This window comes from Vibrio sp. CK2-1 (assembly GCF_021726515.1).
GTDB lineage: Bacteria > Pseudomonadota > Gammaproteobacteria > Enterobacterales > Vibrionaceae > Vibrio.
Genome location: NZ_JAKKCJ010000002.1, coordinates 68,245 through 91,128 on the forward strand (window position 1 = coordinate 68,245; position 22,884 = coordinate 91,128).

23 protein-coding genes are annotated in these 22,884 nt (G+C 44.1%); 6 read left to right on the forward strand and 17 right to left on the reverse strand.

The genetic code is table 11. From position 1 onward, the window contains the following. Nucleotides 1–60: 60 nt before the first annotated feature. The 6 genes from L3V25_RS05105 to L3V25_RS05130 all read right to left on the reverse strand — a co-directional run bounded on the left by L3V25_RS05105 (nt 61) and on the right by L3V25_RS05130 (nt 4,242). Complete coding sequence (locus tag L3V25_RS05105; RefSeq protein ID WP_237294419.1) at nt 61–525, reverse strand: YHS domain-containing (seleno)protein; 465 nt, start codon at nt 523–525, stop codon at nt 61–63. After that, nucleotides 522–1,280: an NRDE family protein gene (locus L3V25_RS05110; protein WP_237294420.1), complete on the reverse strand. Its 759-nt coding sequence runs from the start codon at nt 1,278–1,280 to the stop codon at nt 522–524. Before L3V25_RS05110 ends, L3V25_RS05105 begins: the two co-directional genes overlap by 4 nt. A gap of 33 nt (nt 1,281–1,313) precedes the next feature. Next, the gene (locus tag L3V25_RS05115; protein WP_237294421.1) at nt 1,314–1,871 is read right to left on the reverse strand and encodes a DinB family protein; all 558 of its coding nucleotides are present in this window, start codon (nt 1,869–1,871) and stop codon (nt 1,314–1,316) included. A gap of 78 nt (nt 1,872–1,949) precedes the next feature. Then, nucleotides 1,950–3,110, reverse strand: a complete 1,161-nt coding sequence (locus tag L3V25_RS05120; RefSeq protein ID WP_237294422.1) for a D-alanine--D-alanine ligase — start codon at nt 3,108–3,110, stop codon at nt 1,950–1,952. 1 nt (nt 3,111) lies between these two features. Further along, nucleotides 3,112–3,741, reverse strand: coding sequence for a VTT domain-containing protein (locus L3V25_RS05125; RefSeq protein WP_237294423.1), 630 nt, complete (start codon nt 3,739–3,741; stop codon nt 3,112–3,114). Between the two features lie 192 nt (nt 3,742–3,933). Beyond that, a complete protein-coding gene (locus L3V25_RS05130) occupies nt 3,934–4,242 on the reverse strand; it encodes a DUF4870 domain-containing protein (protein ID WP_237294424.1) in 309 nt (102 codons plus the stop codon). Nucleotides 4,243–4,376: 134 nt separating this feature from the next. Here L3V25_RS05130 and uvrD point away from each other — a divergent pair, with 134 nt between their 5' ends. From uvrD to pfkA, 3 genes are all read left to right on the forward strand, one after another. Continuing rightward, entirely contained in the window at nt 4,377–6,548 is a 2,172-nt protein-coding gene (gene uvrD / locus L3V25_RS05135) for a DNA helicase II (RefSeq protein WP_237294425.1), read from the forward strand. A gap of 33 nt (nt 6,549–6,581) precedes the next feature. Then, nucleotides 6,582–7,481 carry a CDF family cation-efflux transporter FieF gene (gene fieF, locus L3V25_RS05140; RefSeq protein ID WP_237294426.1) on the forward strand — a complete coding sequence of 300 codons (900 nt, stop codon included), beginning with the start codon at nt 6,582–6,584 and terminating at the stop codon, nt 7,479–7,481. Between the two features lie 324 nt (nt 7,482–7,805). Continuing rightward, nucleotides 7,806–8,768 (forward strand): 6-phosphofructokinase, encoded by a 963-nt coding sequence (gene pfkA / locus L3V25_RS05145; RefSeq protein WP_237294427.1) that lies wholly within the window; start codon nt 7,806–7,808, stop codon nt 8,766–8,768. 134 nt (nt 8,769–8,902) lie between these two features. Here the strand turns inward: pfkA and tpiA are convergent, their stop codons facing one another. After that, nucleotides 8,903–9,676 carry a triose-phosphate isomerase gene (gene tpiA, locus L3V25_RS05150; protein ID WP_237294428.1) on the reverse strand — a complete coding sequence of 258 codons (774 nt, stop codon included), beginning with the start codon at nt 9,674–9,676 and terminating at the stop codon, nt 8,903–8,905. A 193-nt stretch (nt 9,677–9,869) separates the two neighbouring features. On the opposite strand from tpiA, the gene L3V25_RS05155 reads away from it, so the two are divergent. Both L3V25_RS05155 and L3V25_RS05160 read left to right on the forward strand, forming a co-directional pair. Continuing rightward, nucleotides 9,870–10,220, forward strand: coding sequence for a 5-carboxymethyl-2-hydroxymuconate isomerase (locus tag L3V25_RS05155; protein WP_237294429.1), 351 nt, complete (start codon nt 9,870–9,872; stop codon nt 10,218–10,220). A gap of 24 nt (nt 10,221–10,244) precedes the next feature. After that, the gene (locus tag L3V25_RS05160; RefSeq protein ID WP_237294430.1) at nt 10,245–10,676 is read left to right on the forward strand and encodes a DUF805 domain-containing protein; all 432 of its coding nucleotides are present in this window, start codon (nt 10,245–10,247) and stop codon (nt 10,674–10,676) included. Between the two features lie 53 nt (nt 10,677–10,729). On the opposite strand, the gene L3V25_RS05165 is transcribed toward L3V25_RS05160, so the two are convergent. The 3 genes from L3V25_RS05165 to glpX form a co-directional block, all read right to left on the reverse strand. After that, nucleotides 10,730–12,064: an MATE family efflux transporter gene (locus tag L3V25_RS05165; protein WP_346656331.1), complete on the reverse strand. Its 1,335-nt coding sequence runs from the start codon at nt 12,062–12,064 to the stop codon at nt 10,730–10,732. A 29-nt stretch (nt 12,065–12,093) separates the two neighbouring features. Then, the gene (locus L3V25_RS05170; RefSeq protein ID WP_237294431.1) at nt 12,094–12,720 is read right to left on the reverse strand and encodes a metalloregulator ArsR/SmtB family transcription factor; all 627 of its coding nucleotides are present in this window, start codon (nt 12,718–12,720) and stop codon (nt 12,094–12,096) included. A 175-nt stretch (nt 12,721–12,895) separates the two neighbouring features. Next, nucleotides 12,896–13,903: a class II fructose-bisphosphatase gene (gene glpX / locus L3V25_RS05175; protein WP_237294432.1), complete on the reverse strand. Its 1,008-nt coding sequence runs from the start codon at nt 13,901–13,903 to the stop codon at nt 12,896–12,898. Nucleotides 13,904–14,224: 321 nt separating this feature from the next. Here glpX and zapB point away from each other — a divergent pair, with 321 nt between their 5' ends. Then, the gene (gene zapB / locus L3V25_RS05180; protein ID WP_237294433.1) at nt 14,225–14,467 is read left to right on the forward strand and encodes a cell division protein ZapB; all 243 of its coding nucleotides are present in this window, start codon (nt 14,225–14,227) and stop codon (nt 14,465–14,467) included. Nucleotides 14,468–14,561: 94 nt separating this feature from the next. Here zapB and rraA read toward each other — a convergent pair whose 3' ends face one another. The 7 genes from rraA to priA form a co-directional block, all read right to left on the reverse strand. Continuing rightward, nucleotides 14,562–15,092, reverse strand: coding sequence for a ribonuclease E activity regulator RraA (gene rraA, locus L3V25_RS05185; protein ID WP_237294434.1), 531 nt, complete (start codon nt 15,090–15,092; stop codon nt 14,562–14,564). 126 nt (nt 15,093–15,218) lie between these two features. Beyond that, nucleotides 15,219–16,127, reverse strand: coding sequence for a 1,4-dihydroxy-2-naphthoate polyprenyltransferase (locus L3V25_RS05190; protein WP_237294435.1), 909 nt, complete (start codon nt 16,125–16,127; stop codon nt 15,219–15,221). Between the two features lie 106 nt (nt 16,128–16,233). Further along, nucleotides 16,234–17,571 carry an HslU--HslV peptidase ATPase subunit gene (gene hslU / locus L3V25_RS05195; RefSeq protein WP_237294436.1) on the reverse strand — a complete coding sequence of 446 codons (1,338 nt, stop codon included), beginning with the start codon at nt 17,569–17,571 and terminating at the stop codon, nt 16,234–16,236. Nucleotides 17,572–17,675: 104 nt separating this feature from the next. Beyond that, nucleotides 17,676–18,194 carry an ATP-dependent protease subunit HslV gene (gene hslV, locus L3V25_RS05200; RefSeq protein WP_237294437.1) on the reverse strand — a complete coding sequence of 173 codons (519 nt, stop codon included), beginning with the start codon at nt 18,192–18,194 and terminating at the stop codon, nt 17,676–17,678. A gap of 294 nt (nt 18,195–18,488) precedes the next feature. Continuing rightward, the gene (locus tag L3V25_RS05205) at nt 18,489–19,067 is read right to left on the reverse strand and encodes an SPOR domain-containing protein (RefSeq protein WP_237294438.1); all 579 of its coding nucleotides are present in this window, start codon (nt 19,065–19,067) and stop codon (nt 18,489–18,491) included. 173 nt (nt 19,068–19,240) lie between these two features. Then, nucleotides 19,241–20,245, reverse strand: coding sequence for a DNA-binding transcriptional regulator CytR (gene cytR, locus L3V25_RS05210; RefSeq protein WP_089124981.1), 1,005 nt, complete (start codon nt 20,243–20,245; stop codon nt 19,241–19,243). A 258-nt stretch (nt 20,246–20,503) separates the two neighbouring features. Continuing rightward, a complete protein-coding gene (gene priA / locus L3V25_RS05215) occupies nt 20,504–22,705 on the reverse strand; it encodes a primosomal protein N' (RefSeq protein WP_237294439.1) in 2,202 nt (733 codons plus the stop codon). Between the last annotated feature and the right edge of the window lie 179 nt (nt 22,706–22,884).

The following is a 22,884-nucleotide window of genomic DNA, read 5'->3' on the forward strand; positions in this document are numbered from 1 at the left end:
CCATGATTGAGATAATTTACTGGTTAGATCTTGCAGTTTTTTTACAGCGTATCCCTTTGATTAATCCAAAATGGTCGGCCAGTTTTGATCGGCGGCTTTGATGAAGCTGTCTTTTTTAGGTAGCCAAGTATCTTGCACGCTTTGGTCGTAGTTGATGTATAGCTTTCCTTGATGGATAGTCCATTGGTGTGGATCGCCCGGTGCCAATTGATTTTTTTCACCGACCGCCCAAGCGCAGTAACCGCCGTATTGAGGCGCGTATTTCTCAGGATCATCGGTAAACATGTCGAGATGTTCTTTGCTGGTAAACCACCATTCTGCACCTTGGTATTTCGCTTTAAAGTTACTTGAGCCTTCCACCGCTTTACCTTCGGTAAAGTAGGCCACCGTGTCATAGCCTTCGAGCGCTTTATTGCTGAAAAAGCCAGTATAAATTGGGTCACTTGCGGCGATTGCTTGAGTGCTAAACAAAGCCTGGCAAGCGAGTAATAGAGCAAATGTTAGCGTTTTCCAATAAGCTTTCATGCTGGTATCTCCGTCTTTATGATTCTTGGTTCTGTCAGACTATGTATCGCTTGAGACTGACATGGTGAACCGGGTTGGTAATCCATGGTGATGCGGTTAGCTTCGACATGGATCATGGTTAAGCTGACGGTTTGGGCGTCATCACGATGCATGCATACCGAGTGCGCGCCTGCTTGTGGCGAATGGCTCTTATGGTAGTCCCGCAATTGATTGAAGCTAGGCTGCGTCTGATGCTTAATTTGATGTTTGGCTTGATGGTTGAAGTGTGCCACTCGCGCAGCTTGCACTTGCTCAAATTCAAACGAAGATGAGGTGATCGGGCTCGATTGCTCGCGCTGTAACACTTCAATTCCATCCCAGATAATCGCGGGTATCTGGCAATTTGGTGTCAGCTTTTCAGGATCAAAAATTAATAAGCTAAATGGTGGGTAGTCGCTCCAATTGATGGTGGTTAATTGCTCAACGACTTGTGCGTAATTTTGACAATAAGCCAATTGGCGCACCAGTTGTCCACGGCTTTGTTTGGCTGAATTTGGGGTTTGTCCTTGATAAAAATTCAGTAAGCACAGGCTTAAACCGTAATTATTGATGGCCACCCAAGTGCCTTGTCCATCTGGGTCGATAGGCATTAACGCCACGCTATCTTGTTTGCTGAAAGCTTGAGGCGGTAGTGCGATGGAACGAGTTTTCTGTTCATCACGATTAAACAGTATTTGATAGCCACTCGATGTGACTCGCCAAGTTAAGGTACACATTAGCTTAGTCTCCTCATTAGCCTAAACTCCTCATTAACATAGACTCCTTAAATAACTGGCGGTCGCTGGCGCATAAGAAAAAATGTCGTCGGTTTGAATCTGGCAAGCTTCGGCGTTGACTCTCATTACCGAAAAGTGGTGCGTAGTATGGCTCGACACAAACAGCAACTCTCGCTCTAGACTAGAAGCCATCTGACATATTTGTTGTTGATAAATCGAGGTTTCACTTTTGATGGTGACCGGCGTTGTTAAGTCTTGTTCGTCTAGCGCGAGCAACCAACGCTTAATTGCCTGTAACTCATCAATCCCTACCTCTCGCTGAGTTTCAACTAAGGCCCCACGACGACGTTGATCGTAATCGATAACCCCTTGCTGTTGTTGATAGTTCATCAGGGCAAAGTACATATCATTAATATGGCGTAAGTGAGCCCCTATGCTGCTTTGCACATAAGGCGTGGCGATATAGATATATTGAGCGTTATCAAGTTGGCCAAGTAGCTGCAGAGCTTGCTCAATCCCTTCAAGGTTGGCACTCACTAATGGATGGTGAGCATTGTGATTGTCTGGTGATGCTGCCATAGATGTCGACATTCCTTACCTTCTTACTCTCTGTAAAGTGTTTAAGCTGGGTGTGCTTAAAGCCCTTGATTCGTTTTTTAATCCGTTTTTTTAATCAGTAGCTGGGTAGTGTTTAATCAATTGTTTTTCTTGCTTTAACGCGCGGAACAATTCGCGAAACGTAGGCACTTTATGTCCGGCTTTTCGTTGCAGTGCGCCAATTTCATATAAGCAGCGGTATTGATAAAGCAAGGTAGAAAAAATCTCTTTGAGTGGAGTGTTACTGTCCCAAATGTGTCCGGCTTCGCTGCTCGCGCCATTCATTTCTAAAATATCGAAATCCTTGCCTTGCATCAGCGAGTCAATGTCTTTGAATTTCACATCCAAACGACCAAAGTGATAGCCGGGGTAGTCATCAAAAATCTGGTCTAATTTTTCAGCGAGCGCATCGGTAATATAAGCGTTGCCATTTTTGAAAATGCAGCCACGACTATGGCTACCGGCAAAGGCGAGTTGGAAAGGTTTGCCATGATCCAAAACCTGTTCGAGCTGATCTTGATGGCGAGGTAGATATAAATGCGCAAGCTGACTGGCGCGTGGATCCTGTTCAATCAATTGACGCAGAGTGTGCTTTCCGGTGCCGACTACTACTGGTGAATATTTAAGGGTAATAGAAAATACTTTGCCTTTGGCTTGGTTGGGGTAGCGGATATAAAACAGCCCAGCTTCGGCTTGATAAAGGGATTTTTTTTGCAGCATGTAGCGAGCATGATCTGGGAAAGAGGCGATGTATTGTTGAAGCTCTTGATCGGATTCCACCAATTGTACGCCGACCCCACGGCAACCTTGATCTGGCTTGGCAACCACTGGGTAGTCTAACCCTGCGTTAATCATGGCTTGTTTGGCTTCTAGCCATTGCGCTGATAAGGATGAACGCTCTGATTCGGCTTGCTTGGTTAAGGTAACAAAAGGCGGGATCCATTGTTTGGCGTAATCGCCCGCCAGTTCTAAAATCTCTTGTTTCGATTCACCGACCATACCGCTGAGTTTGATGTGTGGGTTGGCGACTAAAGGCAGACGAAAATCACGATATTTCACTCCATACCATAAGCTTTGTAAAACCACTGGTGTATAGAAAAACCAAGTTGGCCAAAACTCAAATCGAGAAACCGCCTTACCCGAATCATCCATTGTCGGCATGCCTTGATTGGGTAACGCTGGTGATGGCTGCCTAGTTAATGTCTCAGTTCGATCTTCAGGAGTTGCGTACATATTAAAGTTTCCCTTTTGAAATGCGATGGGATTGAGAGAGTTCGGACAGGCTGCGATTTGAGCCTTGTTTATTACGAAATTGCTTATTGCGATGAAATGAGCGTCCCGCAATACGGTTTACTCCCCACAATAAAATTAATGCGATTGGGCCAAGCAACCATTTCAGTGGATGTTGTTGTAAATATTCGGTGCTACCGACTTGGTAAATGATGCCGAAGACTAACGCTGTCCATGCGGCCGTCGCCAATAACACCGCAATCAAGAATTGATGGAATGGAATGCGAAAGTAACCACATAAAGTAAAGCTGACACTACGTAGGCCGGGAATAAAACGTATGATGACAATGTTGATAATGGCGTGATGTTTTAATCGGCGTCTGGCTTGACGTAATAATGGCATACCCAATAGACGGTAGCGCAGAGCACGCCAACGTCTAGCCCATACTCCAAAGGCATACAACAACGCATCTCCACTGGCGATACCTACAAAGATGGCCAATAACGCCGCTTCAAAAGACATCGAACCTTGGCTTGCCATTACCGCGGCAGTGACAATCGCCAGGTCTTCTAACAAATACGACAACAACACGATGCCAATAAAGGCCATCCATGTATTTTGTTGTATTAGCATTATGTAGTCTTCCATTCGCACCACGTACCTAGTCTGTTTGCTTAATAAAACATCACTAATAAAGAACCCATGACGCGCATTTAAATTTCAATTTTGTTCTGTGAATTTGTTAATGCGCTGAATTTTTTAAAATATTTTATGGTTGCACCTGCCTTGATTATTGAGGATTTAAGCTGCAAAACGATGACAGGGTTATTTAATCAGTCGTAGATTAATCGGCACTTGGTAAGCTTTGCCTTTTAAGCAAGAAGCCATGCCGAGTAAGCAGAAAACCAAATGAATGGCACCGAGCAGAGTGAACAGAAGTTTGCTACCAATAAATGATGCTGCGATAACCGCTAGCCACAATGTAATCCCCCAATTGAGGGCTTCTTTGGCTTGTTGCTTGATGAAGGCATCTTCCCGTTTGAAGATTAAGAAAAGTACCCCAGATAATATGCTAAAAAATACGCTCAGCAGCCAAACGATAGCGGCAGTCACCATAGATTTATTCGCTTTCATAGGATTTCCTTTTATCCAAAGGCTATTTTTAGTGTAGTTGCCAATGGTAAGAATGAAACCTCGTCATACCCCCTAATATCCTGTGATAAGTTGGTGTATACTCGCTTTTATGTATAAATAACCAGTAGATAACGATGGATCCTTCTTTATTACTCGACGGTCTTAATGACAGACAACGTGAAGCGGTAGCCGCTCCATTGGAAAACTTACTCGTATTGGCGGGCGCAGGCAGTGGTAAAACCCGCGTGTTGGTCCATCGAATTGCTTGGTTATTATCGGTAGAACAAGCATCGCCGTTTTCGATCATGTCGGTGACCTTTACCAATAAAGCGGCTAAAGAAATGCGCGGCCGAATTGAAGAGCTGATGATGGGTACATCGTCGGGCATGTGGAATGGTACTTTCCACGGTATTTGTCACCGTATTCTGCGCGCTCATTATATGGATGCGAAGTTACCGGAAGATTTTCAGATCTTAGATTCGGAAGATCAAATTCGCCTGTTGCGCCGTTTGATCAAAGCGCAAAACCTCGATGAAAAACAATTTCCTGCCAAGCAAGCCAGCTGGTGGATCAACGGTAAGAAAGATGAAGGTTTACGCCCGAGTCATATCGATACTTATCACGACCCAGTTGCCAAAACTTATCTGCAAATTTATCAAGCGTACCAAGAGGCTTGTGACCGTGCCGGTCTAGTCGATTTTGCCGAAATCTTACTGCGTTGCCATGAATTACTGCGTGATAAAGTGCATGTTAGAGAGCATTATCAAGCGCGCTTTAAGCACATTTTGGTCGACGAATTTCAAGATACCAACAACATTCAATACGCTTGGCTACGCATGATGGCTGGGGCGGATTCGCATGTGATGATTGTCGGCGATGATGATCAGTCAATCTATGGCTGGCGTGGCGCGCAAATCGAAAATATTCAAAAGTTTTTACGTGAATTTCCCGGCGCACATACCATTCGCTTGGAGCAAAATTACCGCTCGACCAAAAACATCCTGAATGCTGCCAATGAGCTTATTAGCAATAATACTGAGCGCATGGGCAAAGATTTATGGACCGATGGTAATGACGGTGAGCCGATCTCTTTGTATTCGGCTTATAACGATTTAGATGAAGCGCGCTTTGCGGTTAATAAAATTAAAGAATGGCACGAAAAGGGTACGCCTCTAGTCGATTGTGCCATGTTGTATCGTAACAACGCCCAGTCTCGTGTATTGGAAGAAGCGTTAATTCAAGCGCGCCTGCCGTATCGTATTTATGGCGGTATGCGCTTCTTCGAACGTCAAGAAATCAAAGATGCCTTGAGTTATTTACGTTTGATGAACAATCGCAATGATGATGCCGCGTTTGAGCGTATTGTGAATACTCCCACTCGTGGACTCGGCGATAAAACCTTAGAAACCATTCGTATGACGGCGCGTGATCGTGGCACTACCTTATGGCACGCCGGCGTTCAATTAATTGATGAAAAAGTATTATCTGGCCGTGCGGCTAGCGCGTTTAGCCGTTTTATTGAGTTAATCAATGCGATGGAAGATGACACCTTTGATTTAGCACTACATGAGCAATTTGACCATGCGATTAAATCCTCCGGTCTATTTAGCATGTATGAAATGGAAAAAGGCGAGAAATCCAAAGCACGTATTGAGAACTTGGAAGAATTGGTCACAGCAGCGCGTCAGTTTGAAAAGCCGGAAGAAGCCGATGATATGAGTATGTTGTCAGCATTCTTATCGCACGCTGCACTAGAAGCCGGTGAAGGACAAGCGGATGAGTTTACCGATGCCGTACAGTTAATGACGCTGCACAGTGCCAAAGGTTTGGAGTTCCCATTAGTGTTTATGGTGGGCGTTGAAGAGGGCATGTTCCCTAATCAAATGTCGGCCGAAGATGCCGCGCGTTTAGAAGAAGAGCGTCGCTTGTGTTATGTCGGCATGACGCGCGCAATGCAAAAACTTTATATAACTTACGCCGAAATGCGCCGAGTGTATGGTCAAGATAAGTACCATAAGCCATCGCGTTTTATTCGTGAAATTCCAGAAAGCTGTGTTGAAGAAGTCCGCATGAAAGCGCAAGTGAGTCGCCCGGCGACCTCGGGTCGATTTGGCGCAACCGCGGTCAAAGAAAACTTTAACAGCACCGGCTATTCATTAGGTCAGCGAGTGAAACACGCCAAATTTGGCGAAGGTACCATCATCAATTTTGAAGGCAGCGGCGCACAAAGCCGAGTACAAGTGGCCTTTAATGGTGAAGGTATTAAGTGGTTAGTTACCGAGTATGCTCGTTTAGAGACGCTTTAGTAGATGCATCAAAAATAGGTTGCTTAAACAGACATGGATAAAACGTATTCTAAATTAGTCAACTCTGCCGCGTGGGCAGCCATGGTGATCGCGACTATTTTGCTACTGGTGAAATTGGTGGCGTGGTGGCAAACCAACTCAGTGAGCCTATTGGCTTCATTGGTTGATTCATTATTAGATATGGCCGCTTCACTGACTAACTTATTGGTGGTGCGTTATGCGACTCAACCGGCGGATGACGAGCATCAATTTGGTCATGGTAAGGCAGAGTCATTAGCCGCATTGGCACAAGCGATGTTTATCTCCGGTTCAGCGTGTTTCTTATTGTTGAACGGGGTCGACCGTTTTTTCCGTCCGCAAGAATTAGTCTCGCCAGAGCTTGGGGTATGGGTCAGTGGTTTTGCTATCTTGTTAACTTCAGGGCTAGTGCTGTTTCAAAAACACGTAGTACGCAAAACCGGTAGTCAGGCAATTGCTGCCGACTCATTGCATTATCAAACCGACTTATTTATGAATATCGCGATCATGATTGCGCTGGTATTAAGTTGGTATGGCTTAAAACAAGCCGATGCGGTGTTTGCCGTGGGGATTGGTTTGTACATTCTGTATAGCGCTTATCAAATGGCGCAAGAGGCGGTGCAATCATTACTGGATCGTCAGTTACCGGAAGAAGAAGTCCAAGCGATTCATCTGGCTTGTGTGTCAGTAGAAGGGGTACTAGGCGCGCATGATCTACGTACGCGTATGTCAGGGCCGGTACGCTTTATTCAAGTGCATATTGAGCTTGATGATAACTTACCTCTGGTTGAAGCGCATCGCATCTCAGATGAAGTAGAAGGTAAATTAGAAACATTATTTCCTCATTCAGATGTACTTATTCACCAAGATCCAATATCAGTGGTTCCTGACGCAAAATATCAGCCGTTAAATTAGCCGAAATGCGGTGAATAACATAAAATTATGTGACTTAGCTCATTATTATTGAGACAATTTAATGGTTAATGTCTATCTTATAGGCAGATAAAAAACAGTTGATAGTGATATGAATCAACATCACTAAGCGTCAAGCTTGTATATTATGCTTAGTATTTATTGAGTTGTGTTGTCGTTAACACGTATTGCTTGAGAGTCGAGCAATCGTGAGTTAACGAAGATTTGGATTGAGTCACACCGAAAAGTATTAGGCTAGAAAAAAACATAGCCAGTTTGTGTGACTGAATAGAAGAATTTGTTTTTTTACTTTTTTAGAGGGTGATCATGGTTAAGAAGATCGGTGTTTTAACAAGTGGTGGCGATGCACCAGGCATGAACGCAGCAATTCGTGGTGTAGTACGTACTGCGCTAAGTAAAGGTATTGAAGTTTGTGGTATTTACGATGGCTACCTTGGTCTTTATGAAGGTCGTATCGAAAACCTAGATCGTTCAAGCGTTTCTGATGTGATTAACCGTGGTGGTACTTTCCTAGGTTCTGCACGCTTCCCTGAGTTTAAAGAAGTGGCAGTTCGTGAAAAAGCGATTGAAAACCTAAAAGCACACGGCATTGAAGCGCTAGTGGTTATCGGTGGTGACGGCTCTTACATGGGTGCGAAAAAACTGACTGAAATGGGTTACCCATGTATTGGTCTACCAGGCACAATCGATAACGATATTGCTGGTACTGACTACACCATTGGTTACTTAACGGCATTAAATACTGTTATTGATGCGATTGACCGTTTACGTGATACCTCTACATCACACCAACGTATTTCGATTGTAGAAATCATGGGTCGTCACTGTGGTGATTTGACTTTGATGTCTGCCATTGCCGGTGGTTGTGAGTACATCATCACTCCTGAGAATAATTTAGACAAACCAGCATTAATTCAAAACATCAAAGATGGTATTGCGAAAGGTAAAAAGCACGCGATTATTGCTTTAACTGAATTGCAAATGAATGCTGATGAGTTAGCGAAAGATATCGAAAAAGCAACAGGTCGTGAGACTCGTGCAACGGTACTTGGCCACATTCAACGTGGTGGTCGCCCAACAGCATTTGACCGTGTTCTGGCTTCTCGCATGGGTAATTATGCGGTTCACCTATTGGTCGAAGGCCATGGTGGTCGTTGTGTTGGTATCCAAAAAGAAGATCTTGTTCATCACGATATTATCGATGCGATTGAAAACATGAAACGTCCAGTTCGTACTGATCTTTATAAAGTTGCTGAAGAATTATTCTAATTCGTTAGTAATAATTTGATTGATAAAACCGTTGGCGAAAGTCAGCGGTTTTTTTATGCTCTCGAAACTCGAAAAACGAAACAAAAAAAGGCTGGCACTTAGGCCAACCTTTGGTGTTTTTTAGCTAGAAGCGATTATGCTTTTTTTGCTTCAGCAGCGGCTTTAGCGATAGCGGCAAAGCTTTTCGCGTCAAGTGCTGCACCACCAACTAGAGCACCGTCGATGTCTGGTTGTGCAAAGTAAGCTGCTGCGTTTTCTGGTTTAACAGAACCGCCGTATTGGATCACAACGTTTTTCGCAACTGCTTCTGATTTCTCAGCAATGTGAGCACGGATTTGAGCATGGGTGCGTTGTGCATCATCAGCTGTTGCTGCTTTACCAGTACCGATAGCCCAGATTGGTTCGTAAGCGATGATTGCGCCTTCAAGAGCATCAACACCTAGAAGGTTGATTACTGCGTCGATTTGACGAGCACATACTGCAACAGTTTCGCCAGCTTCGTTTTGTGCTTCAGATTCACCGATGCAAAGAACAGGTGTTAGACCGTTCTCTTTTAGGAAAGCGAATTTCTTAGCAACAAACTCGTCTGATTCGTTGTGGTATTCACGACGCTCAGAGTGACCGATGATGATGTGAGAAGCACCGAATTCTTTCAACATAGCTGGAGACATGTCACCAGTGAAAGCACCGCTGTTGTTCAGGTCAGTGTTTTGAGCACCAAGAATGATCGCGCTACCCGCGTCAGTTAGTGTACGCTCAGCAAGATCGATGAATAGTGCTGGTGGCGCTACTGCAACGTCGACGCCTGTTACGCCTTCAAGTTCAGCATTTAGACCAGTTAGCAAATCAACAACCATTTCTTTGCTGCCGTTTAGTTTCCAGTTACCCATAACTACAGGATGACGCATAGGATGATCTCCATTTAATTTAAGTGTCGAAATATTTTAACTACCAAAGAATATAACAGAATAATGTGATGAGATCATGATTCTCATCATGTCAAAACGATCAATAATGATAGTCTAGCTCACCAATGCTTTCTATGAGAGCTAACTATCAAAAATAGAGTAATTTGAGCGGTTATTAATTTAAGGAATTTACATGCCAAATGTTGTGATGGAATACTCTCATTCAATTGAAGAGCGAGCGAATGTGCAAGCACTATTGGAAGATCTACACCAAGTGACCATTAAAAGCGGTTTATTTGAGGCTAGGGATGTAAAATCGAGAACTTTAAGAACCCATCACTGGCTGATCGGAGATTTGGATGACAGCGTTGGTTTTATTCATGTTACGGTTGAATTGCTGGATGGGCGTAGTGATGAACAAAAACGAGCGTTATCAGAAGCCTTGATGCAAGCGTTACAAAATAAGGCGGCTTTTGTGGCTAGTTTAACGGTGAATATTCGCGATATGGATCGTAGTTGCTTTCAAAAAGTGACTAATTTTTAATTAATTTCAAAGGTTATTGTAGTTATGACAATCAAACATTGGCTTCTTTCTTTCCAAGGTCGTATTGGACGCCAGCGTTTTTGGATGTGGAATTTATTTTACTACCTAGTGATGCTCGCTATTATTGGCATTGCGGCACAAAATCTATTTGGTAGTTTTACCGGCGTGGCGATTTTTATTATGAGCGCCGCTCTACTGGTGCCAGATCTAGCGGTAACCGCAAAGCGTTGGCATGACCGCAATAAATCGAACTGGTGGCTGTTGATGCATGTGCCTTTGATTGCTGGCCGTTTAATGGCACCAATTGGTGGTGCTGAAACCCTTGAGCCATCAATGATGCAAACGTCGGTATCGATAGTGGCAATTGTTTGTGGTGTTTGGATGCTAGTTGAATGTGGCCTGCTAAAAGGAACTCAAGGTGATAATCGCTACGGGCCTGAGCCGACAAAGAGTTAATCTCACTTTTAAGCTCAAATACTTTACCATTCAGTTATTACCTACAGCTCGGCTTATTCGCTTGAGCTGTGGGTAATTTGCTTAAAGCTTTTACGAAAAATCAGCCAAGCATTCAACCCTGCCAATAAGTTCCCCAACAAAGCACCGATAAATAAGCCTTCAATGCCTCCGAGCTGTGCACCTAGCCATAAGCAAGGCAAGAAGAAGACAAATAAGCGCAGCGCCGAAATCCATAACGCAGAATAAGAACGACCAATCGCGTTAGATATCGACACCATCAACATACACACACCTAACGAACCAAGACTTAACGGCACGATAGTAAGATGCCAATGCAAAATATGGGTCACCTGTTGATCGCTGGTCATTAAATTCGCTAAACCATTGGCGGCCAAAAAGGTGATAAGCGCGATGGCTAATTGGAATATTAAGATAAAGCGAATCGCAATTGTGGTGAGTTTTTTAATATCGTCATATTGCTTCGCACCTAGTAGCCTACCAACCATAGGTGGCATCGACATAGTCAGTGCTAACACGCCAACGATGGCGAAAAACTCATAACGAGAGCCGATTGCCCATGCTGCGACCGCGGTAGTACCAAAGCTGGCTAATAACTTAGTGGCAAGCATCGAGGATACGGGTGGCAGTAGTTGGCTTACCATTGCCGGCCCCATAATGTTAGTGAGCGAGCCAATACTGCGACGAATATTTAAGTCGCTCCAGTCAAATTCAATCCAACCTTTGGCCCACACTTTGGGCATCACCACGATCAAACCAATCGAAAAAGAGAGCAATGTTGCAATCGCAGCCCCATTGATTCCGAGATCGAAAGTAAAGATGAATAGAGGGTCGAGTGCCATATTGAGCAGACTGGTCACCATCATCATACTACCCGGCAAAATCGTATTGCCGTTAGCGCGACATAAGCTATAAAAGAAATACAGCAAGGCGCCACACCACGCGCTGAGAAGCCAATAAATCCAGTAACTATTTACGATAGGGTGAATGGTCTCAGGGGCACTTAATAAGTCGAGAATGGGATTACGTAAGCCGTAAATAATTAAGGAAAATAAGGCGATACCTACGCTGCCGATAGTGACGACTAGCCCGCCTAACTGTTTAGCATAGCGAAAATTATTTTGCCCGAGCGCTTTTGAAATCACAGCGGTAGTGGCGATCCCTAACCCCACTTGTAAGCCAATAATGACCATTTGGATTGGTTGGGTGAAGCCTTGTGCTGCCAGCGGTAAAACCCCCAACTGACCGATAAAAGCACTATCGACCAATTGAAAGCTCATAAGCGAGAGCACGCCAAATAGCATCGGCCAGGTTTGCTGAAATAGTTGACGAGCAAGCGAAGGAGTCGGTGATGAAGTCACGAAAATAATGTTCCTAATTAAGGCGTTTAATGATGAGGTTAATCACCCTTGAGTGGGGTAATCAGATAACAGCAACGGTGCGATCCGGCAATAATATGCTCTTGGCGAACCACTTTACACTCGTTTTCTAATAAGGCTTGGAAGATATTAAGCTCCGACTGACACAGCGCTGGGCATTGTTTCGCGGTATGGCAAATTGGGCAATGGTTTTCAATCAGTTGATATCCAGCTTCTGTAGTTTCAAGCTCCGCCATGTAGCCTTCTTGCTCTCGTAATTGAACTAAAGTTTGCAGCTTTTGTTCGGTACTAGAGCATTGGGATAAATCTTGCTGATAGCGCTGGAGAATTTTTTCTTCTCGCTGGGCGGTGACTTTTTCAATCCCTTGTGGACCATAAGCTTGACCAATCGCGCTGATGATATCAATACTCAGATCTTGGTGGCGATCGATAAATTGATCATGACCTTTTTGAGTTAAAGACCAGTGACGGGCAGGGCGCCCTACTTTGACTTTGATATCAGAGTAGTTCAATAAGCCTTCATCTTCTAACGCTTGTAGGTGTTGGCGCGCACCCATGCTGGTGATCGACAGTTCATCGGCCAGTTGGCGTGCGGTAATTTTTCCTTCACGCTTTATTTTGTGGAGAATTTTATCGCTGCTTTTCATTAATTGCCTTTGGGGGCTGTGTATTGCGCCGCGTTCTTGAAGTCACTTGGCTATATGATGGCGCAAAAATTAAATAAAGCAAATGCTTAACATATTCAGGAAGTCATTTGTGAAGGCAATAAAAAACGCAACCCGAAAGCTGCGTTTATAAGCTACATGAACAGTTAGATTTGAATTATAAGATGTGCTGTCTTACTTCGTCATCTTTACGCTCAAGGTAGTGAATCGACTTGATGCGACGAATAGTTCGGCTCTTACCACGAATCACTAAGGTTTCTGTGGTCGCGATGTTACCGCTACGAGTGATGCCTTCAAGTAGGTCACCTTTGGTAATGCCGGTTGCCGCAAAGACCACGTTATCGCTACGCGCCATATCATCCATTTTTAAGATAACGTTGGCTTGTACGCCCATTTCAGCGCAGCGTTGTAATTCTAATTCACCGTGAGTACGGTTTTCTGGCGTATCGCCTTTTACTTCATGACGAGGTAATAGACGACCTTGCATGTCACCATCGAGTGCACGAATAACAGCAGCCGATACCACACCTTCTGGCGCGCCACCGATGCAGTACATCATGTCGACTTCGCTATCTGGCATACACGTTAAAATAGACGCGGCAACATCACCATCCGGCACGGCAAATACGCGTGCACCCATTTGTTGAATTTTAGCGATAATCTCGTCATGGCGAGGTTTGGCTAAAGTGATAACCGTTAATTCATTAAGTGGCTTATTAAGTGCTTTTGCCACATTTAGAATGTTATCTTCTACCGATTTAGAAAGATCCAGACAACCTTTTGCACCAGGGCCAACTACAAGTTTTTCCATGTACATGTCGGGTGCTTTTAGGAAGCTACCTTTTTCGCCGGCTGCCAGTACCGCTAACGCATTCGACTGGCCCATTGCGGTCATGCGAGTGCCTTCAATTGGGTCAACGGCGATATCTACCGCATCGCCACCTAGGCCAACTTGCTCACCGATATAAAGCATAGGCGCTTCATCAATTTCACCTTCACCGATAACAATTTCACCGCTGATTTCTGTGTCATTCAGTAGGGTACGCATTACGGCTACTGCAGCGCCATCGGCTGCGTTCTTATCGCCTCGGCCTAACCATTTATATCCGGCAAGCGCAGCACCTTCTGTAACTCGAGAAAATGCCAATGCTAAATCGCGTTTCATACTGACTCCAAATAAAACAAAGGGAAGAAAATTATGCGGCGCATTTTATCACAGCCAGAACGGTAACGTTTGCTTTTTTGGTTGAATCATTATCAAGCCTAGTTATAGAGGCAGTCATAGAGCCCAGTAAAGGGAGTGAATATGCGGGCTAATGTCATAATTGAGTTAGCTTTGCTGTTTTTTTGCGCAACCGAACAAAAATAGTTAAATAAGACGGTGGCGCTTACAACGAAGCTGAGTAGAATGAGGGTAACAAACGTGATAGGGCGTGACCTTGAGTTAGCTTTATTGCTCACCATGATCATTTAATAGGTATCAGAGATGTCTTTCGAAGTATTAGAACAGCTAGAATCAAAAATTCAAACCGCGGTAGATACTATTGCATTATTACAAATGGAAGTTGAAGAGCTTAAAGAAAAGAATGAGCAGTTGGCTTCAGAAGCTGGTCAACTACGTGAAGGTCGTGAAGAGTTAGAGCAACAAACTCAAGCGATGCGCCAAGAGCAACAAGCATGGCAAGAACGCATCCGTAACCTACTTGGTAAAATGGATGACGTTGAATAATTGATACTATTATCGTTTTAGATAGCAGTATAGAAACAAAAAAACAGAGCCGATTGAGCTCTGTTTTTGTTTGTGAGTACCCGATGTGTTGAGATTAATCGTTTAAAGGCTCAACGTCGTCTAGCTCTTCATCTAATTCTAGATCAACATCTAGCGGTTCTTGAGAAATGATCACACCAGTATTGTCGGCATAAAGGTAATCTTCTGGTAAGAAGGTCACCCCACCAAAGTTTACCGGTACATCCACTTCACCGATGTTGTTTTGAGTCGCTCCCACTGGAATCGCTGCAATGGCTTGAATGCCAATTTCCATTTCTTCTAAATCATCAATTTCACGAACACAGCCGTAAATCACTAGGCCTTCCCAGTCATTTTCTTCTGCTAACGCTGCAATCTCTGCATCAATCAGTGCGCGACGTAATGAACCGCCCCCATCAATTAATAACACTCGACCAGTACCATCTTCTTGTAAAATAGAGCGAATAATGCCGTTATCTTCAAAGCATTTCACTGTAGTTAGTTGGCCTGCGAATGAGGTTAAGCCACCAAAATTACTGAACATAGGCTCAACAACATCAACTTGGTCTTGGTAAATATCACACAGTGCAGAGGTATTATATTCCATAGTGGTTTTCTCTTTGCTTGCGGGGGATGTTTAGGAGTATATCGCTACATTATGGCTTTGCAATGACAAAGGACAATTTCCTGAAAAGACTTTGATCTTATCAGGATAATCGTCCAGATCAGGAGGTTATTGGCCTACAACCATAACAATTGAAAATACGATATTGGTGATAAAAGCGCATTTCACCATATCCGGCAACATAGGCACAAATTGCTTAGCTTGCTGAATATTCCAGATGGTTTTGCCGTGTTTGACTATCAGCAATAGTGGTAACAGCATAAAAATATTGAGCCAGATCGGTTGAGTGTGCATGACTAGGTAAATTGCCATAGTAAGCCAACCGAAAGCCAATAAGCCTAGGTGATAACATTTGGCTTTTTCAATGCCGATACGAACCACTAGAGTGCGTTTGTTGCTTACCGTGTCATTTTCTACATCACGCATATTGTTGATATTCAATACACCCATAGAGAACAAACCAGAGCCAATTGCAGGCAGTAGCAAGGCTGGTTTAACCGTACCGGTATGCAAGAAGTAGGTACCTAAAATGGCTAATAAACCAAAGAAGATAAATACCGAAATATCACCAAGACCGATGTAGCCATAAGGCTTGCTGCCCATGGTGTAGGCGATGGAGCTAATAATCGACAGTAAGCCTAAAAAGATGAAAGCCATAATACTGGTTGGGCTCTGTAAGGCATAAAACACCAAGGCCAAGCCGCTAACAATAATAAAAACAATATTAAGCGCGATGGCTTTTTTCATTCCCGCTTGGGTGATCATGCCTTGTTGCATACCGCGAATCGGGCCAATACGGTTTTCATTATCGGTGCCTTGGGCTGCATCACCGTAGTCATTAGCAAGGTTAGATAAAATTTGCAGTAGGGTTGCCGTGAGTAATGCCAAAAGAGAAATCGCAAGAGAAAAATGGTGGTCGGCATAAGCAAGGCTACTTCCTGTTGCAATCGCAGCGATAGCAAGCAGTAAGGTTTTGGGTCTAGCGGCATCAAGCCAAATAGCAAAGGATGATTTCATAGTCTTATACAGTTAAGGTGAGTGTTCCAATTATATCAAGTAGTTGTCACAAATAACAAAAGCCCGCAATGGTGCGAGCTTTTGGTTTGTTTTATTTAAGACTAGTTTACAGGATAAAGCGACTTAAATCTTCATCTGCAACAAATTCACCTAAGCGTTGTTTGACGTAATCACCATCAATTGAGATCTTCATCCCAGGGTTATCGGTAGCATCAAATGAAATATCATCCATTAAACGCTCCATCACCGTATGCAAACGACGAGCACCGATGTTTTCAGTGGTTTCGTTGACTTGCCATGCCGCTTCAGCAATTTGAGTAATCCCGTCTTCGGTAAATTCAATTTCAACATTTTCCGTTGCCATTAATGCGCAGTATTGCTCAGTTAATGACGCATTTGGTTCAGTCAAAATACGCTTAAAGTCATGGCTGCTTAGTGCTTCTAATTCAACACGAATTGGCAAGCGGCCTTGTAATTCAGGGATTAAATCTGAAGGGCGAGCCACTTGGAAAGCGCCTGATGCCACAAACAAAATATGATCAGTACGAACCATACCGTGTTTAGTTGAAACCGTGCTGCCTTCGACGAGTGGAAGTAGGTCACGCTGTACCCCTTCACGAGATACATCACCGCCGCCACTTTGATCAGCACGTTTACAAATCTTATCGATCTCATCAATGAACACGATACCGTTGTTTTCAACGTTGAAAATCGCTTGTTCTTTGAGATCTTCTTGATTAACCAGCTTGGCCGCTTCTTCTTCCGTTAATGCTTTGAAGGCATCTTTAATCTTCATCTTGCGGCTTTTCTTAGTATCGCCAGCAAGGTTTTGGAACATGCCTTGAAGTTGATTAGTCATTTCTTCCATGCCAGGAGGCGCCATGATTTCCACGCCCATTTGTGGCGCTGCCACATCAACATCAATTTCTTTATCGTCTAATTGGCCTTCACGTAGTTTTTTACGGAATACTTGGCGAGTATTAGAGGTACTTTCTTGTGACTTCTCATCTTGTCCCCAACCTTCGCGAGGTGGTGGCAGTAAGGCATCAAGAATACGCTCTTCCGCTTGTTCTTCGGCGCGGAATTGTACTTTTTCCATTTCACGTTGGTGAGTCAGTTTGATCGAAACATCCGTGAGATCGCGAATGATAGATTCGACTTCTTTACCCACATAACCCACTTCGGTGAATTTGGTGGCTTCTACTTTAATGAATGGCGCATGAGCTAATTTCGCTAAGCGGCGAGCAATTTCTGTTTTACCTACACCGGTTGGACCGATCATTAAAATGTTTTTTGGGGTCACTTCAGCGCGTAGATTTTCATCCAGTTGCATGCGACGCCAGCGGTTACGCAGTGCAATGGCTACCGCACGTTTCGCTTTATCTTGACCAATAATGTGTTGATTGAGTTCATGAACAATTTCACGAGGTGTCATCTCAGACATAACGTTATCCTTTTACCCTATAAGTGAGCCATGAGTGTCAGTCATGGGTGGTAAATCTTTTATGGCCTTGAGCTCGAGCGCGAAATACAAAGGCCAAGAGAGATTTATAATTCTTCGATGGTGTGGTGATGGTTGGTAAACACACAAATATCGCCAGCAATAGTTAATGCTTTTTCAGCGATGTCGCGCGCTTCAAGGTCGGTGTTTTCAAGTAGAGCGGTTGCCGCTGCTTGAGCAAAGTTTCCGCCAGAACCAATTGCGATTAAATCATTTTCAGGCTGAACCACATCGCCATTACCTGTGATGATCAAAGATGCGGTCTCATCAGCGACCGCCAATAATGCTTCTAGCTTACGTAGCGCACGATCACTACGCCAATCTTTAGCCAGCTCTACAGCCGCTTTGGTTAGGTGACCTTGGTGCATTTCTAGCTTACGTTCAAAACGTTCAAAAAGCGTGAATGCATCAGCGGTACCGCCAGCAAATCCTGCTAACACTTTATCATTGTATAAACGGCGAACTTTTTTCGCGTTGCCTTTCATGACAGTGTTGCCTAATGAAACTTGGCCATCACCAGCGATGACGACTTTATTGTTGCGGCGTACAGATACAATAGTAGTCACGAGAAACCTCTTAGTTATTCTGCTGTTTTAACAGATATGAGGTTAGGACAAAAAGAATTCAAGAGAAAGGGGAATAAAATGTCGAGGAGTCGTTAAGAATATAGGAAGCTTTTAAGGAAAGTATTTGCTGCTCACTAAAGCAGAACCGAGATGCGAGGACGCTGCGCTCGGGAGCCGAAAAGAACGCTTGACGCCAATAAGGCAGCGCTCAAAAATTCTCGGCTCTCGGCTCTCGGCTCTCGGCTCTCGGCTCTCGGCTCTCGGCTCTCGGCTCTCGGCTCTCGGCTCTCGGCTTTACTGCAACGTATCCTTCATGATAATACAAGGCTCAATTTTAGCGCGCTGTAGTACGTGCTGCTCTTTTACTGCATCACGTTTAAAGGTATATGGGCCAAGAATAATGCGGTACCAGCTACTACCTTCTAGCTTAACTACTTTACTGCTTAAGCCTTGGAACGCGATGTTAGCTTTGCGCTGCTCGGCTTGAGATGACGTTTTGTAAGCGCCACATTGCATGATGTATGGAATCTTAGGTACTTCAACTTCTTTAGCTTGAACTTCAATTTCACGCTTCGGTAAGCTTTCCATGTAATCCCATTTCTCTTGTGGTGGCGGTGGGATCACTTCGGTGTTTTTCGGTTTTGGTGCTACATTCACTGGCACGTTATTGGTTGCCGGAGCGGCTGGCTCTGGATCATTACTTAGCACTGACAATAAATAGATCAATCCAGCGAGTAGAAGCACGGCAATAATCGCGGCTTTCCACGGAATAGCACGAGGTGCCGGCTTCTTTTTTTGAGCCGGTCTTCTTTGGTTTCTATTGTTTTTCTTATTTGGAGTTGGACTCTTTCTTACGTAATCTCGGTTAGCCACGGTATTTTCAATAACTCAATAGAATAAAAAAGGAGCTACATGTTAATGCAGTTTTTTAACCAATACTATTATTAATCCTGTAAGAAGATAGCCACGGCCTTAGTTGCTGAATCAGCAGCGCGGTTGGTGATGTGGATTTACCTCGCTGCTGTTCCAATTACGCGACTCTAATTTTAACTTCTTGGTGGCGCGGCACTATTTCGGACGACAAGGTTAGCTTCAAGTAATCGTGAACCTGCACGAACCTCTCTGCCTTTTAATATCTCTAATAACATTAGCATCGATTGTTTGCCGATCTCATAACGGGGTTGAGCAATAGTGGTGAGCGGCGGATCGCAGTATTGAGAGAATTGGATATCGTCAAAGCCAACAATCGAAAGGTCTTGTGGCACTCGGAAGCCTTGTTTTTTCGCTTGTTGAATAGCGCCGATAGCCATGCTGTCATTGTGACAAAAAATCGCAGTCGGAGGCTCTGGCAGCGAAAGTAATTTATTGGCAGCAGTGACACCTGATTCTAATGTGAAGTCGCCATGAACTTGGTAGTTAGGATTCATCTCGATTCCGGCACGACGTAGGGCTTGTTGAAAACCTTGATGGCGGAATTGGCAAAGTGAAGCTTCAGCAGGGCCAGACATTTCAGCGACTTTCTTATGACCCATTTGAGTAAGGTAGTTCACTACATCAAACGCAGCCGTTAAGTTGTCGATATGTACGGTTGGTAACTCTAATTCTGGGGCATACTCACAAGCCATCACTAAAGGAGGGAGATTTTTTTGCTCAGGTTTACTGACATCAAAAGGAACATCTGTGCCGAGCAGCAACATACCATCGGCTTGCTTGGTGAATACCAGATTCACAAAACTGCTTTCACGTTTGAGTTGCTGGCCACTGTCACCGAGTAGGACTAAGTAATTATGTTCCGCTGCGGTATCTTCTATGCCACGAATGATTTCGGTGAAGTAGGGATCACAAATATCCGGCACAATTACAATAATGGTTTTAGATTCATTACGTCGTAGGTTTCGTGCTAAAGAATTGGGTGAATAACCTGATTCTAATACCGCATCTTCGACACGTTTGCGTGTTGCATTGGAGACTTTCTCAGGGTTCATTAGCGCACGGGAGACCGTTGCTGTTGATACTCCGGCTAGTTGGGCAACCTCCTTCATTGTCGCCATAAGTTTTCCTCTCTTTCACTTTTTTATACCCAAAATGGGTAAGCCAAAAACGCTTATATCAAAAACAATGAGCATATAAGCAAAATGTGAGGAGTCATCCTAAGTTAGGTTTTATTCCTCAGCAATAACGACTTCTTAATGTTATCCAAACATTTTATGTTCTAAATTAGTTGGTTAATAGGTCGCGTATGATAAATCTTACATTATGTTGGTGATATGCATCACAGAGAATGGTTTTACTTTTCTGTGTTTACTCACTTAACTTAAATCTTGTGGCTCGATATCCATATTCCAGCGCACTTTTTTGGCGAGTGGCAATAATTGAATCGCAGGTTTAGATGAACCAATAAGACGCTGCATTTGACTACGCGTCGTCACTTGTAGCATCAGTTGCCAGCGATACTTACCAGCACGTTTAGCCAGCGGGGCAGGCATTGGACCCAGTACCATGCATTGCTCATCATAAAGCGGGTTGGCTTCAATAGTGTGGCGTATTTGACGTAAAAAGGCCTCAACATCTTCATTATTGTTGCCTTCTGCGCGAAATAGCGTCAAAAAGCTATACGGTGGCAGCTGCGCCATTTTGCGTTCTTGCAACGCGGTTTGAGCAAAGTGTTGGTAGTCTTTATGCAGCAGTGATTGCAATAACGCATGCTCAGGATGGTGAGTTTGCAATAACACTTCTCCGGGTTTACTGGCGCGCCCTGAACGGCCTGCCACCTGAATAAATAATTGGGCAAGGCGCTCTGATGCTCGGAAGTCACTACTATAAAGCGAGCCATCAACATCCAATAATCCCACTAGGGTAACATCGGGAAAATGGTGACCTTTGGCTAGCATTTGTGTGCCAATGAGGATTTGATATTCACCATTACGAATCGATTCTAGCGCGCTTTCTAGACTACCTTTGCGACGAGTACTATCACGGTCAATTCGAATGGTTTTAAATTCAGGGAACAGTAATTCTAATTGCTTTTCGAGTTGCTCAGTGCCTACGCCAACCGAAACCAGTTGAGTGGATCCACAACCTTGGCATTGCTGAATCACTGGGCGTTGTGAGCCACAATGGTGACAGCGAATTTCTTGACTACCTTGGTGGAAGGTGTAGTAAGCATCGCAACGTTTACATTCGGCCAACCAGCCACATTCATGACACATTAATGCTGGGGAGAACCCACGGCGGTTTAAAAACAGCATCACCTGATTGCCGGCATTAAGATGACGTCGCATTTGAGCGATTAATGGTGCCGACAAACCGCCTTCTAAATACAAACCTTTAATATCCAGAACATGATGTTTGGCAGGCTGTGCATTACCAGCGCGCTTGCTTAACGATAAGTAATGGTATTTACCGGTTTTGGCATTATGTAAGGTTTCTAATGCTGGCGTGGCTGAGCCAAGTACGACTGGGAAGTTTTCTTTGTGGCCGCGCATGACTGCCACATCACGAGCGTGGTAGCGCAAGGTATCTTGTTGCTTATAAGAGGCATCATGCTCTTCATCGACAATAATGATCCCGAGATTGGCAAATGGGGTAAATAATGCCGATCGTGTGCCAATAATAATGCCCGCTTGTTTGTCGCGCGCGGAAAGCCATGCATTTAAACGTTCAGTATCATTTAAGCCCGAGTGCATCACTTCAACCGGCACATTAAAGCGGCGTTTGAAACGGTTAATGGTTTGTGGCGTTAAGCCTATTTCCGGCACTAGCACTAATGCTTGTTTACCTTGTTCAAGCACAGGTTTGATAATGCTTAAATAGACTTCGGTTTTACCTGAGCCGGTTACCCCATCAATTAAAAAACAGCCAAATCCCGGATGGTTATTAATACTGGCCACCGCAATGGCTTGTTCTTCATTTAAGTGCGGCTTGTGTTGCTCGTTTTCTAATTGTGTCGGCCATTTGGGTTGAGCGGGCTGAGTGTGTTTTGCTTCAATCCAGCCTTTATCTTGCAGCGTTTTTAGCGTGGCACTGCTAATTTCCTCATCGATCATTGCTTGATGGGGAAGCGGGCCGTGATCTAGCATGCGTACCACTTTGGCTTGCAAATGCGCGCGACCAAACCCTGCGGCTAATTGGTTTTTGCCTGCTTCGGTAATGTGCCACTCTTTGAGGCTAGTAAAATCAGCCTGCTTACCTTTTTTAAGTAATGACGGCAAAGCCATTGCTAGGGTGTCGCCAAGTGGATATTGATAAAACTGACTACACCAATGCAATAGTTGATAGAGTGACTTTGGCCAGACAGGCTTGGCATCTAAGCAGGCCTTAATCGGTTTTAATTGCTCAACCGGAAAATCAGAATGATCGACAATTCCCACCACAATACCAATTAAGGTTTGGCGGCCGAAAGGCACAGAAACGCGGCCACCAATCACGGGAAATAAATAATTAGGAATAAGGTAGTCAAAGCACTTATCTAAAGGAACAGGTAGGGCAACTTGAGCAATATTTGGCTGCATAAGTAAGAAAATTGTCCTTGAGACAGTAGGGTAAGACAAACGAAAGGCTATGATAAAACAGTCGTTATCGATATAAAACTGAAATATTGTAGAAAAAGGGAGCAAATGTGTTGATCGATGGGGCTGGATTCACTATTATACTGCGCCTCTAACGATGTATATTTTTACATCATTTTTTA